This is a genomic window from Paraburkholderia rhizosphaerae, assembly GCF_004366595.1.
Classification (GTDB): Bacteria; Pseudomonadota; Gammaproteobacteria; order Burkholderiales; family Burkholderiaceae; genus Paraburkholderia; species Paraburkholderia rhizosphaerae.
Window position 1 is genome coordinate 239305 of sequence record NZ_SORE01000009.1, and the last position, 13677, is coordinate 252981.

Genomic DNA, 13677 nt, shown 5'->3' on the forward strand with positions numbered 1-13677 from the left:
CCTCGAAAAAATCTTCTTCAGGCGACGTCACTGCCGGCGCTGCCAGATTGCCCCGAGTGCCTTGCCTACCGTAGCGGCGCCGCGGATGCATCAATCGCGGAAGAACCCAAAGAAGCGGGCCCATGCAACGAGCCTGCGAACCTGGATGTCGGTTTTCGTTGTCCGTGCGCCGGGCTAGGCACTGCTTCGCACGAAGGCCAGCAGCAAGCCGTAGTCACCTTTATCCGCTGCACGCAAGGCGGTTAAGTAGTCTGACCGGGCATTATCTGCTTTAGCCAATGTCCCGCCTCCGCCCCACGAAAACGGCTCCTGCTCCATGCTGCGCAAGAGCGCATCGGTCATCATCCGCGAGTGTCGGCCATTGCCGTTTGGAAAAGGATGAATCCACACCAGGTCGCGGTGAAACCGTGCAGCAATCTCATCGGATGGGAATGTGCGATTGTCGACCCACCACCGTGTGTTATCGAAGAGATCTCTCAACTTGACGCTGACCTGCGTCCAGTCGCATCCGATGTTCTTGTCGGATTTGCGAAACGTACCTGCCCACGACCAGGTATGGTCGAACATTTTCTTGTGAAGGTCACGGCAGAACGCTTCACTGAGGACATCGACCTTGCGCTGCCGGTGAGCCCATCGCACGGCTTGCAGGATGTTCTCCTGCTCCCAGTCATTCAGGTCACCCTTGGTGGTCAGATGCGTCGGTATCAGCCCTGCAAGCTCGTCAGGGTCGAGCGGTGTCTGGCCATCCTGTTCGCCTGAATCTATCGCCATAGGTCGGACCAGCGGCCCCGGAGTAATTCTTCCGTTCTCTGCTCAACCTGTTTGCGAAGTCGGACGGTTGCCGGGCGTTGGTCTTCCAGACCCATGGTGTGCGCAACGCCACCCACTTCACGCACAGCGATTGAGCGCGCCCTGTCTTCAACCACTTGCGTTAGTGGCTTTCTGGGCACCAGCGCATAGACGAGTTCGCAGTCCAGTCCGTCAGCCAGCTTGCGCAGTTGTCCGAGCGTGATTCGCTCTTCAGCTTCAGCCAACTCCGACTTGTGCAAGGTCGAACCGGTCACGCCTAACCGCTCAGCTTGCTGTCGCTCGGTGAGCCCCAACGACTCCCGGATGGCCTTCAACCATCCACGCGGCGGGGCCCGACGGTTCGTCAAACTGGAATATGCCGCAACCGCCGCCTGGACCTGCTCAAGCCGGAGTTGTCTCATTCTGGAATCCATTTTGCTGGCCTGTAGGCTATCAGGAAATAAAAAGATGATAGCCTACAGGCCAGCAAATTGCAATCTGGTGCTTCACTATAGTGAATCAATAATCTACCTCTTGAGTCAGAATGGTGACGCCGAATCGAATACTGTGCTTCATTATAAGGGAGCATTCAATGTTATCGTGCGTCACTATATGGCAGCAACATCCATGAGATTGCTTCACTGCAAAACAGCAACGATCCGGCTCCGGGGGGCCGGAAACCATGCGTCGGACACGCTGACAGGAGTTCGTGGTGGCCCTGTCGCTTAAAACACACACCGTGCGAAATTGAAATTGCAGTGCAGGGCGGCAAGCGCGTTGTTACGCGACGGGACAGACTTGCGAGACCCGCCGGGCTCGACACATCGGGCAGCGGATTCGGACAATCAAAAACGACCCGCTCGATTCCATGACCAACCCGTCCGTGCGCGACTGGCTGTTTTCGGCCAAGACCTTTGTGGCCGCGATGATCGCGCTGTATATCGCGCTGGCAGTGCCGCTGCCGCGACCGTCGTGGGCCATGGCGTCGGTGTATATCGTGTCGAACCCGTTCGTCGGCGCGACGCGTTCAAAAGCGTTGTTTCGCGCGATCGGCACAGTCATGGGCGCATCGGCCGCCGTACTGCTCGTGCCGCCGTTCGTCGAATCCCCCTATCTATTCAGCGTGCTGGTTGCGCTGTGGACCGGCGCGATGATTTACATGGCCTTGTCGGACCGCACCGCGCGCTCCTACGTGTTCTTGCTCGCGGGTCTGACGTTGCCGCTGATAGCGCTGCCGACGGTGACCGACCCGACCACGATCTTCGATGTCGCGGTTGCGCGTACCGAGGAAATCCTCGTCGGCATCATCTGTGCGAGCCTGGTCGGCTCGATGGTGTGGCCAAGCCGGCTTGGGCCGACGCTGATCGGCCGCACCGACGCGTGGTTCGCGGACGCGCAGCAGTTCGCGCGCGAAGCGCTCGCGGCGCGCAGCGGCGACGTCGTGCAGTTGCCGCGCCAGCAACGGCTGGCGGCCACCGTCAAGGCGCTCGACGTGCTGTTAAGCCAGTTATCGTACGACCACGCAAGCCCGAATGTGGTCACGCGTGCTTACTCGCTGCGCGAACGCATGCAGCTGTTTCTGCCGGTGATGGCGGCGCTGGCCGATCCGCTCGCGACGCTCCGGCGTTCAGCGGCGATCGCGCATGTGCCGCAATTCGAACCGCTGATGGCGGACGTCTGCAAATGGATCGATAGTTCGCTGCGCCGCGCACGCGAAGACGCCACGCAAGGCGACACGGAAGCGACGCATTTGCGTGCGCGCATCGCGTCGCTGCGCGTTTCCGCGCCGCGCGGGCTCGCGCCATGGGACGGCGCGTTGCTGTCCAACGCGCTGTGGCGTGTGCAGCAGGCGATCGACATCTGGGAGGACTGCATCGCGTTGCGTGCGCTGATCGTCCGGCATGAAGGCAGTTGGGAGCCGCGCTTTCGCCATTGGCGCGTGAATGCCGAGCAGGTCTTCGTCGACCACGGCTTCATGCTGTTCTCCGCGATCTCGACGATCTTCTTTATCGTCGTCGCGTGCAGCCTGTGGATCGCATCCGGCTGGCATGACGGCGCGAATGCCGTATTCATTGCGGCGGTCGCGTGCTGCTTCTTCGGCGGCCTCGACGAACCCGCGCCGGCCATCTTCCGTTTTTTCCTGGCGTGCTTCGCATCGGTGATCGCATCCGGCATCTATCTTTTCGTGGTGCTGCCCGAGGTACACAACTTCGAAACGCTGGTGCTGGTATTTGCGGTGCCGTTCCTGTTTATCGGTACGCTGATCGCGAATCCGAAATTCAACCTGGTGGCGGCGGTCATTGCGTTGTTTACCGCGACCTTCATGAGTCTCGCGGGCTCGTACGATGCGAACTTCATGGTCTTCATCAATACGAGCAGCGCTTCGCTGGCGGGCCTCGTGTTCGCGTTCGTGTGGACGCGCGTGACGCGGCCGTTCGGCGCCGAATATTTCGCGCAACGGCTGATCCGCGCGACGTGGGCCGACGTCGTGCGCTCGGCGTCGGGGCAGCCGATCGCCGATGAACGCACGTTCTTCTCGCGCATGCTGGACCGCCTGATGCAAGTGCTGCCGCGTCTGGCGACCTCGGGCCCGCATCATCATCCTTCGGTCGAAACCTTTCGTGATCTGCGCGTTGCGTCGAATTCGCTCGACCTGCGGCACTACCGCGATAGCGTCGCCGCCGACATGAGCGAGCAGATCGACCGGGTATTGACCAACGTGCGCACCTACTACGAACTGTGCGTCGCACGGCGCAAGCGTCAGCCGGTGCCGCGCGGGCTGATCGAAGCGATCGATGCCGCGCTCGCGCGCATCGCGCAGCCAGGCGCCGGCGCTGCGCCTGGCGCGACGCGTACGTTCACCGCTGAGATCCGGCTACGCGATGCGGTGCACGCACTAGTCGGCCTGCGCCTGTCGTTCGCGCCGCTCGCCTCAGGTGCGCCAGCCGCGCCGGCGATGCCGGGCCCGGCGTCCGGCGCATAAGCGCGATGATTGATCCGGACCATAACCCGCAGCGATGAGGCAGCCATGATCGGGGAAGTGAATATCGTCGGCGTTTTCGTACCGGCCGTGCTGGTGCTGATGCTGGTCTCGTATGTGATCAAGCGCGGCGTCGTGATGCTGCTGTCGAAACTCGGCGCGTATCGCTTTATCTGGCATAGGCCGGCGTTTGATTTCTGCGTGTACGTGTTTATCTTCGGCGCGGTGGTCCTTCTAACCAAACGGTTGGGCGCGTGAAACAGATCTCCGTGTTCTCCGTGGCGCTGACACTCATCTCGACCATCGTGGCCGCAGTCGTGCTGTGGAAAGTGATCGACTACTACATGTTCTCGCCGTGGACGCGCGATGGCCGAGTCCGTGCCGATATCGTGCAGATCGCGCCGGACATCTCCGGCTGGATTACCGATATCCGCGTGATCGACAACCAGCCGGTGAGAAAAGGCCAGGTGCTGTTCGTGATCGACGAAGCGCGCTATCAGCTCGCATACCGCGAAGCGGTGGCGACCCTCGCGCAGCGCCGCGCGACGTACGACGAAGCGCGCCGCGAAGATGTGCGCAATGGGCAACTGGGCAATCTGGTCGCCGTCGAGGTCGCGCAGCAGAGCCACGCGCGCGCGCAGGAAGCACGCGCGCAAATGGATCTCGCGAAGGTCGCGGTCGATACCGCGCAGCTGAATCTGCATCGCACCGCGATCGTGAGCCCGGTCGACGGCTATGTGAACGACCGCGCGCCGCGTCTGAACGAATACGCGACCGCGGGCAAGGCGGTGCTGTCGATCGTCGACGCGCATTCGTTCCGCGTCGATGGTTACTTCGAAGAAACCAAGATGCGGCATATCCGCGTCGGTCAGCAGGTCGATATCGTCGTGATGGGCGAACCCCGCTTGCTGCGCGGCCATGTGGTCAGCATCGTTGCCGGCATCGAGGACCGCGACCGCACCGTCAGCCCGTCGAACCTGCTGCCGAACGTCGATCCGGCGTTCAGCTGGGTGCGGCTGGCGCAGCGCATTCCGGTACGCGTCGCGCTCGACGAGGTGCCGTCGGATTTCCAGATGATCGCCGGACGGACCGCGACGGTGCTGATTCGCGGTCCGGAGCTACTCCCGCTTGGGATGCAGGGCGCGTCAGCGGCGGATGCCGCATCGGCGCCGCAAACGCGTTTCGGTCTATGGCTCGAACGTGTATTCGGAGCACTGAGATGAACGCGGGCGGCGCGCATCGGCATACACAGGCCGGCCGTGCGTTTGCGCGTGCATTGACGGTGCGCGCGGTATGGGTGGTGCTATGTGTTGCGCTATGCGTAGCGCCATTCGCTGGCTGCACGGTCGGCCCGAACTATTCGCTGCCGAAGGACGCGCTCGTGAATGCGAAGTTCGCGAATGCGCCGATCGACGGCGCGAGCGATCCGCTTGTCACACAGCAGCCGGTGCCGCCGAACTGGTGGCGGCTCTATGACGATCCTGTGCTCAACAGCCTTGTCGAAGATGCGCTGGCGGAAAATCGCGATCTGAAGGTAGCGCTCGCGAATCTCGCCGCGTCGCGTGCGGAAGTACAGTTCGCGCGCGAGCAGGACGGCTTTTCGGGCGACGTGGAGAGCAGCGTGCAGTACACGCAGCTATCACCGCAACAGTTCCTGACGAACAAAATTACGCCCGGGACGTTCGCGGATATCGGCTTTAACGTGTCGTACGAACTCGATCTGTTTGGCAAGCTGCGGCGCGGTGTCGAGGCGGCCAAGGCGGACGACGACTCAGTCGAAGCCGCGCTCGATCTCGCACGCATCACGGTGGTCGCGGACGTGGTCCGTTCGTATGTCGAGAACTGCGCGGCGGCCGAGGAACTGGCGATCGCGCAGCATTCGCTTGCGCTCGAGCGCGAGCGGGTCGACGTCTCGCGCCGGCTATTGCAGGCGGGGCGCGGCAATCAGCCGGATGTCACGCGCGGTCTTACGCAGCAGGACACGATCTCCGCCGAGATTCCGCGCTTCCTGCTGCGCCAGCGCGTCGCGCAATACCGGCTTGCGACGCTGCTCGCACGCGCACCGGAAGATCTGCCGGTGGATGCGAAAAATTGCACGAAGCTGCCGCAAATCGGCCAGCCGGTACCGGTCGGCGACGGCGCCGCGCTGCTCAAGCGCAGGCCCGACGTCCGCGAGGCGGAGCGCAAGCTGGCGGCGTCGACGGCAAACATCGGCGTGGCGACCGCGGCGTTGTATCCAACCATCAGCATTGGTGCGAGTGCGGGCTTCACGGGGTTTCCGAAAGATATCGGTACCGCAGAGACTGCGCGCTACTCGATCGGACCGCTGATCAGCTGGGTGTTCCCGGTGAACGGCCAGCGCGCGAAGGTGCATCAGGCTGAAGCATTGACTGCCGCATCGCTCGCGCACTTCGACTCGGTCGTGCTCAATGCGCTGCGCGAAACGCAGTCGGCACTCGCGACATACAGCGAAGACACCGCGCGCTGGCAGGCGTTGCAGACGGCCGCGCAGTCCGCGCAGAAGTCGGCTGACGAGACGCATCAGTTGTATCTGAGCGGACGCGAGTCGTTTATCTCCGACCTCGACGCGACGCGCACGCTGACTTCTGTCGATGCGCAGGCGGCGGCGGCGCGGTCGATTGTCGCCGTTGATCGGGTCAATCTGTTTCTGGCGTTGGGCGGGGGGTGGGAAGAAGCGGCGCCGGAAGGCAGGCAGGAAGGCGTGCAAGAAGGTTCGTTGCGGAGCCCGAAGGGTGCCGCGCAGCAGGCGGCGCAGAAGCGCAGACAGGAAAACGCAGCGCAAAGCGCGCGCGAGTGAATGAGCGCGCGCGACTTCACCCCCGCTCTTTGACGATCCGCTCCAACGCCCGCAGCGCCCGCTCTGTCGCATCCTCCGCACAGCAATCGATCACAATGCGCTCGGACATCGCCCGCAGCCACGTCAACTGCCGCTTGCAAAGCTGCCGTGTCGCAAACACGCCTTTATCCCGCATCGTCCCATAGTCGACCGTGCCGTCGAGATATTCCCAGGCCTGCCGGTACCCGACACAACGCATCGACGGCAGCCCCGCATGCAGATCGCCGCGCGCCCGCAACCGTTCAACTTCTTCAATAAAACCAGCCGCGAGCATTGCATCGAAACGCTGCGCGATCCGCGCATGCAACACACTCCGGTCCGACGGTTCCAATGCAACCGGCACAAAGCGATAGCGCGCCGCGGCTTCATCGTCGCGCGCGGGTGCGGCGAGCAGCGCGGACATCGGTTGGCCAGCCAGCATAAACACTTCCAGCGCGCGCTGGATACGCTGCGAATCATTCGGCGCGAGCCTTGCCGCCGTCTGCGGATCGACTCGCGCAAGACGCGCGTGCAGCGCGGGCCAGCCATCGCGCGCCGCTTCCGCTTCGAGACTCGCACGCAGCGCGGCATCCGCGCCCGGCAGATCATTGAGCCCCTGCGTGAGCGCCTTGTAGTACAGCATCGTCCCGCCGACCAGCAGCGGCACCCGCCCCCGTTCGACGATCGCACCGATCGTGCGCAGCGCATCCGCGCGGAAGTCGGAAGCGGAATACGCGTCGGCCGGGTCGACGATATCGATCAGATGATGCGGCGCGCGCGCGCGTTCTTCCGCAGTCGGTTTCGCGGTGCCGATATCCATGCCGCGATAGACCAGCGCCGAATCGACGCTAACGATTTCAATCGGCCGCCGCGCGGCATAGGCAAGTGCCGCCGCCGTTTTACCCGATGCGGTCGGGCCGAGCAGACACGCGACCGTTGTGCGCGCATCGATTTGCGATGCGTTCATTGTCCGCGCAGGAACAGGCGGTCGAGATCGGACAGCGTCAGCTGATACCACGTCGGCCGCCCGTGATTGCATTGATCCGCGCGCTCGGTCGCTTCCATCTGCCGCAGCAGCGCATTCATTTCGTCGAGTGTCAGCCGCCGGTTCGCGCGCACCGCGTGATGGCACGCGAGCGTGCCGAGCAGTTCGTGCTGGCGTTCGGTCAGCACGCGCGAACCGCCGTACGCGTGCAAGTCGGCCAGCACCGCGCGCGCGAGCGCGGGCAAATCGGCGTCTTTCAGCAACGCGGGCACCGCGCGAATCGCGAGCGTGGTCGGCGACAGCACCGCGAGATCGAAGCCGAGCGCATCGAGCGTGTCGCGCTCTTCATCGACGATGCCGATTTCGACAGCATCGGCCGGCATCGATTGCGGGATCAGCAGCGGCTGCACCGCGATGGTCCGGTCGGCAAGCGCGTTCTTGAACTGCTCGTACAGAATGCGTTCGTGCGCCGCGTGCATATCGACGATCACCAGCCCGCGCGCGTTTTGCGCAAGCACGTAGATGCCGTGAATCTGACCGAGCGCGAAACCGAGCGGCTGCTCGTCGGACGCGTCGAGCCCTGCGTTGGGCGGGAACGCGCCGAATGGCGGAGGTGCGCCGCCATCGACATCGCGCGCTTCAGGCGCCTGACGCGTTGTCGTGCCGTGCGGCGTGCCGGCGCCGGTGTCCTTGCGGCCAAACAGCGCGTCGTATAGCGCAAGCGGCTGCGCAACCGGCAGCGTGCCTTGCCGCATGCGCGCGTCGCGCATCCACGTCGTGCCCGGCGAGGCCGCGCCGTTACCGAAACGGCGCTCGCCGTCCAGCGCGGCCGCGCCGCTGGTTGTTCCGCCGCTCGCGTTCACGCCACCCAGCGGCGTCGACCCGAACGAAGCCGGCACCGCAAATGGCTGCAGATGCGCGGCATGGCCGCCCGCGGTCGTCTCCGGCGACGCGCCCGCATGCCGCGCCAGTGCACGCTGCACAGCATGGAACACGAACTGGTGAATCGAGCGCGAATCGCGGAAGCGCACTTCGATTTTCGACGGATGCACGTTCACATCGACCGCTTCAGGCGGCAGATCGAGGAACAGCACATACGATGGGTAACGGTCGCCGTGCAGCACGTCTTCATATGCGGAACGCACCGCGTGCGTGAGCAGCTTGTCGCGCACGAAGCGGCCATTCACGAAAAAGTATTGCTGGTCGGCCCGGCCGCGGCTTGCCGTCGGCAAGCCCGCGCAACCGTATACCGCGAGCGGCCCGGCCGCTTCATCGAGCGGCAGATGCGCGGTCGCGAACGTGTCGCCGAGAATTTTCGCGACGCGCGCGGCCGGATCGCTGGCGTTCCAGTGCTCGACCGCGCGGCCGTTGTGCAGCACCGAGATTGCCACGTCGGGCCGCGCAAGCGCCGCACGGCGGACCATCTCGAGGCAATGGCCGAGTTCCGTCTGTTCGCTCTTCAGAAACTTGCGGCGCGCGGGCGTGTTGAAATACAACTCGCGCACTTCGATCGTCGTGCCTTGCGTGCCGGCGGCCGGCGCGAGCACGCCGGTCTGCGCGTCGATGCGCGTGGCGTGCGGCGCGTCGCCGGTGCGGCTCGTGATTGCCATCTCCGACACCGACGCGATCGATGCCAGCGCTTCGCCACGAAACCCGAGCGTCGCGACCGCTTCGAGCTCCGCAAGCGAGCGTATCTTGCTGGTCGCATGGCGCGTGAGCGCCAGCGCGAGTTCGCCATCGGGGATGCCGCAGCCGTCATCGGTGATCGAGATGCGCTTCACGCCGCCTTCGTCGAGCAGAATGCGCAGCGTCGTCGCGCCCGCGTCGAGCGCGTTCTCGAGCAGTTCCTTGACCACCGACGCAGGCCGCTCGACCACTTCGCCGGCGGCGATCTGGCTGATCAGCTGATCGGGCAATGGCAGGATCGATCGCGGCACACGCGCGGCGCTGAGCGAGCGGGCGGGACGGGCAACGGCGGCGGATTCCGTGGGCGCGGCAGGTGCGCCCACAGCCGTGCCGTCTGACGGTTCGCGGTATTCGGACATGGCGGAATTATAGCGATTCCCCGCGGCGCGCCTGTAACCGGGTGACGCGCGTTCGACGCGCGATTTCTCGCGGCCGGCGCTGGTTTCGCGATGCTCACACGCGCTGCGAGCGCGCGCGCACGGTGACTGGATCATATTTTCTTAATATTGCATCTGGCACATTCGGTATCATGGCGCGGTCGCATTGCCCGCTCGGGCGCGTTTCGCCGTTTTGTGCTAAGCGTTGCGGTGCCCGGCCAGGCGCGCGTCATGCTGCGCCTGAATGTTGAATAGGCCGCCGCATTTCGTCGGATCACCACCGATTGTCGCGCCGCGCGGCCCCGGCCCCGCCATTCGCGTTATTGAGAGGATGTCTTTTTGGATACGCTGCTGCATTTCGTCAACCTCGTGCTGCACATCGACGCATTTCTCGGTGACTTCATCCGCCAGTACGGCGGTTGGGTCTATGCGGTGCTATTCCTGATCGTGTTTTGCGAAACCGGGCTTGTTGTGCTGCCGTTTCTGCCCGGCGACTCGCTGCTGTTCATCGGCGGCGCGTTTGCAGCGGCCGGTGCGATGAACGTCGGCCTGTTAATCCTGTTGCTGGTCGTCGCGGCCGTCACAGGCAACACGGTGAATTACCTGATTGGCCGCGCGATCGGCGCGAGGGTGTTCGATTCGCACATCCCGGTGCTCGAGCGGTTCCTCGATCGCGAGGCGCTGCGCAAGACCCACAACTTCTATGAAAAGCACGGCGGCAAAACCATCGTGCTGGCGCGTTTTATCCCGATCGTGCGGACTTTCGCGCCGTTCGTCGCGGGGGCTTCGCAGATGAGCGTGCGACGTTTCCAGCTGTTCAATGTCACCGGGGCGTTGTTCTGGGTGCTGTTGCTCGTGCTGCTCGGCTACTTCTTCGGCAACATTCCGTTTATCCGCCAGTACCTGAATGTGATCGTGCTGGTCGGCATCGGCGCGGCGATTGTGCCGGTCGCGTTCGGCGCGCTGTGGAAGATGGTGCGCCGACGAGCGCCGGAAGGCGCCGCGCGCAAGAGCGGCGGCCACTGAACGCGGTGAGCGCCTCGTCAGTCTGACGGGCACGCGCCGAATGGCAAACTACCTATATGGCGAAAGGGCATCGCGTGATCAATCGCGATGCCTTTTTTGCTTGCGTGACACGCAACGCGCATGCGACGCGCGTTGCGCGGCTTACTTCGCCGCGCGTTCTACCTGGCTTGCCGTGCGTCGCACGAACGGTGTTTCCGGTGTCGGATAGCCCGCCTCCCTGAATGTTTCGACGATCGCGCGATTCGTGTCGAAATACACCTGCCAGTAGTGATCGTTGTTTGTATAAGGCCGCACGCACAGCATCGGTCCTTCCGGCGTAAACGACAGCACTTCGATGTCGGGCGGCGGATTCTCGACGACATTGGGAATGCGCGCCACCACCGCGCGCAGACGGTTCGCCGCTTCGACCGGGTCGACGCCGTTCGCGATCTTCGCGGTCAATTCCACGCGACGCACCGGCAGCACGCTGTAGTTCGAGATTGTGTCGGCGAAGATCTTGTTGTTGCCGATGATGGTCGTCACGTTGTCGGGCGTGACGATCGTCGTGCCGAACAGCCCGAGCTCGCGGACGGTGCCGGTCACGCCGCCGGCGGTGACGAAATCGCCGACCTTGAACGGCCGCAGCACCTGCATGAACACACCGGCCGCGAAGTGCGCAAGCAGGCCGCCCCACGCGGTGCCGATCGCCAGACCCAGGCCGGCGAGCAGCGCGGCGAACGACGTGGTCTGTACGCCGAACACCTGCAAGATCGCGAGAATCAACAGCAGATTCAGCAGCGCGCCGAGAATCGAGCCAAGGTAATGCGCGAGCGTCGGATCGATGCGGCCATTGCGTTCGAGTACTGCACGCATCAGGCGGGTGACCAGCCCGATGACCCATCGCCCGATAATCCACAGAACGATGGCGGCCAGTACTTTGGTTCCGAAGTCGATGCCTCGGGTCATCAGGAATACGCGTACGGTTTCAAGGTCCACGATGTCCTCGCTCGAGCGATGGTGTTGTGCTTCGTTGGATCGACTGCAGCACGTGCCGAGCATGCGCAGTGCTGCGTGATGCTACGTTCGGCCACGTTCGGCTACGGGCGGTGCGACGACCTCTGTGCTACAGCGAAAGGCACTGACAGGAAGGGCAAAACGGTGTGTTTGCGGTGTGATGGCGGGCATGGCTCGCCGCCCGCGATCTTCGGGAGTTATAGGCGACCGCAGGCGCGTTAGCAAGCTGTATTCCCGCACCCCGCGTTATGCATGCGGAATGATTGAACCTGTGCACGCGTGCACGACACGACACACTGAACTCGCTTCTGAAAGCAAAAGGCTCATCGGTCGCCCGATGAGCCTTTGCGGTTTTAGCCTGCTTCTGACGATATGCGATCAGGTCAGTGTTGCTTCGCGTTTGCTACGAAATCTTCCGCGTCGACGTCGTAACCGGACGGTTCCCAGCGAATCGCGAGCAGCGCGATCAGCCCGCACAACGGCGCGGCTGCGATGATCCAGAACACGCGTGTGCCCAGCGCGGCGGCGAGCACCGGAAACAGGAACAGAGACACTGTCGAGCTCGCACGCATCAGCGTCTGGTTGAACCCGACACCGACGCCGCGCAACGAAGTCGGATAACTGAGCGACGCGAACGTCATGCTATGCGAGCCGGGCCCAAAGCCTTGGCCGAGCAGGAACGCGCCAAGCAGTGCGATCGCGATCGCGACCTGCACGCCGCCTGCCGGCTTACCGACAATCGCGAGGCCGATCAGCGCGGCAAGCTGGAACGTGTAGCCGAGCACGGTCGGCTTCCATGCGCCGGTCTTCGGCACCGTGCGCACCGCAATCAGGCCGCCGACGAACGCGAACGCCAGATTCAGCGCGAGCGATGCGAGGATCGTCGTTAGCATCGATTGGGCGAGGAAACTCGAGATGATCACCGGCAGACCGAACGCAACCGCGTTGTACGCGAATGACGACGCGACCGCGATGACCGTCGCGAGCACGGTGCGCTTCAGATAGACGCCGCGCAATAGCGTGCCGTAGTTTGCCCACGATGCGCGGCGGGGCGCGTGTTGTGCGGCTGCGGACTGCGATGCGTCCGGCGCGAGCGCCGCATCGATGCCATACGAGCGCTTCAGGATTTTCGCGGCGCCGGCCAGGTCGCCCTGGTTCGCCGCCCACATCGGTGACTCGCTGATATAGCGGCTGCGGATCGCAATAATGATCAATGCCGGCACCGCGCCGAAACCGAGAATCAGACGCCACAGCAGCGGTTGATGGCTTGCGGGCAGCATCGCGTAAAACGCCAGCACGAGCAGATACGACACGCTAATCGCCGCATACCAGACGGGGCACCACATCGCGACGCGCGCGGCTTTGTTGCCGCGCCCGCGCAGCCGCGAAAACTCCGCGAGAAACGCCATCGCGACCGGTAGATCGATGCCGACGCCCAGTCCCATTACGAAGCGCGCGCCGCCGAGCACCCATGCATTCGGCGCAAACGCGCACGCGAGCGCGGCGATCACGAAGAAGAACATGTCGGCCATAAAGACGCGGTAGCGGCCGATGCGGTCGGTGAGAAAGCCGCCGAGACACGCGCCGACGATCGCGCCGAATGTGATTGCGGACGCAACGAAGCCGGTGCCGGCCGGCGTCAATGAGAACTCGCGTGCGACATCCTTGATGCCGAATGCGAGTGCGCCGAGATCGTATGCATCGAGAAACACGCCACCGAGCGCAATTGCGACGACGATGCGCGCGTCGCTGCCGGCCGCGGCGCCGTGGTTCACGAGTTGGGAGACGTCCGCAGCCGAGCGGATCAGCGCTTGTGCGGGCGTGGGGGAGTGCGCCGGAGCGGCGTCAAGTTCGGTAGCGAGGGTGGTGGACATACGGCGCTCGCGCGAAATACGCGCAAAAACGTGAAAAGCGGTGATCCTACAGGCGGCTTTCAGTGCTCAGCAAGGTTATTTTCGTTATTAGCTCATGCGCGATGCGGCACGGGGTACGGGCCGCGTCAGCG

Annotated in this window: 11 protein-coding genes; 5 read left to right on the top strand and 6 right to left on the bottom strand. The window is 63.9% G+C overall.

Going from position 1 to position 13677, the window contains the following annotated elements; translation table 11 throughout:
* Positions 1–174 precede the first annotated feature (174 nt).
* Together BX592_RS14335 and BX592_RS14340 are read right to left on the bottom strand one after the other, a co-directional pair.
* Positions 175–771, bottom strand: coding sequence for a mobile mystery protein B (locus tag BX592_RS14335; RefSeq protein ID WP_134192448.1), 597 nt, complete (start codon positions 769–771; stop codon positions 175–177).
* Positions 762–1211, bottom strand: coding sequence for a mobile mystery protein A (locus BX592_RS14340; RefSeq protein ID WP_243849539.1), 450 nt, complete (start codon positions 1209–1211; stop codon positions 762–764). Before BX592_RS14340 ends, BX592_RS14335 begins: the two co-directional genes overlap by 10 nt.
* 446 nt (positions 1212–1657) lie before the next feature.
* Here BX592_RS14340 and BX592_RS14345 point away from each other — a divergent pair, with 446 nt between their 5' ends.
* The 4 genes from BX592_RS14345 to BX592_RS14360 are packed head-to-tail and all read left to right on the top strand — an operon-like array spanning position 1658 to position 6587.
* A complete protein-coding gene (locus BX592_RS14345; RefSeq protein WP_134192450.1) occupies positions 1658–3772 on the top strand; it encodes an FUSC family protein in 2115 nt (704 codons plus the stop codon).
* A gap of 45 nt (positions 3773–3817) precedes the next feature.
* Entirely contained in the window at positions 3818–4027 is a 210-nt protein-coding gene (locus tag BX592_RS14350) for a DUF1656 domain-containing protein (protein WP_134192451.1), read from the top strand.
* The gene (locus BX592_RS14355) at positions 4024–4992 is read left to right on the top strand and encodes an efflux RND transporter periplasmic adaptor subunit (RefSeq protein ID WP_134192452.1); all 969 of its coding nucleotides are present in this window, start codon (positions 4024–4026) and stop codon (positions 4990–4992) included. Before BX592_RS14350 ends, BX592_RS14355 begins: the two co-directional genes overlap by 4 nt.
* The gene (locus BX592_RS14360) at positions 4989–6587 is read left to right on the top strand and encodes an efflux transporter outer membrane subunit (RefSeq protein ID WP_134192453.1); all 1599 of its coding nucleotides are present in this window, start codon (positions 4989–4991) and stop codon (positions 6585–6587) included. Before BX592_RS14355 ends, BX592_RS14360 begins: the two co-directional genes overlap by 4 nt.
* A gap of 16 nt (positions 6588–6603) precedes the next feature.
* Here BX592_RS14360 and miaA read toward each other — a convergent pair whose 3' ends face one another.
* Together miaA and mutL are read right to left on the bottom strand one after the other, a co-directional pair.
* Positions 6604–7572, bottom strand: coding sequence for a tRNA (adenosine(37)-N6)-dimethylallyltransferase MiaA (miaA, locus tag BX592_RS14365; protein WP_134192454.1), 969 nt, complete (start codon positions 7570–7572; stop codon positions 6604–6606).
* Positions 7569–9635 carry a DNA mismatch repair endonuclease MutL gene (mutL, locus tag BX592_RS14370; RefSeq protein ID WP_134192455.1) on the bottom strand — a complete coding sequence of 689 codons (2067 nt, stop codon included), beginning with the start codon at positions 9633–9635 and terminating at the stop codon, positions 7569–7571. The genes miaA and mutL overlap by 4 nt, the downstream gene beginning before the upstream one ends.
* A gap of 357 nt (positions 9636–9992) precedes the next feature.
* Here mutL and BX592_RS14375 point away from each other — a divergent pair, with 357 nt between their 5' ends.
* Positions 9993–10679: a DedA family protein gene (locus BX592_RS14375; protein WP_134192456.1), complete on the top strand. Its 687-nt coding sequence runs from the start codon at positions 9993–9995 to the stop codon at positions 10677–10679.
* Positions 10680–10820: 141 nt separating this feature from the next.
* On the opposite strand, the gene BX592_RS14380 is transcribed toward BX592_RS14375, so the two are convergent.
* Positions 10821–11654, bottom strand: a complete 834-nt coding sequence (locus BX592_RS14380; RefSeq protein ID WP_134192457.1) for a mechanosensitive ion channel family protein — start codon at positions 11652–11654, stop codon at positions 10821–10823.
* A 401-nt stretch (positions 11655–12055) separates the two neighbouring features.
* Complete coding sequence (locus tag BX592_RS14385) at positions 12056–13546, bottom strand: MFS transporter (RefSeq protein ID WP_134192458.1); 1491 nt, start codon at positions 13544–13546, stop codon at positions 12056–12058.
* Between the last annotated feature and the right edge of the window lie 131 nt (positions 13547–13677).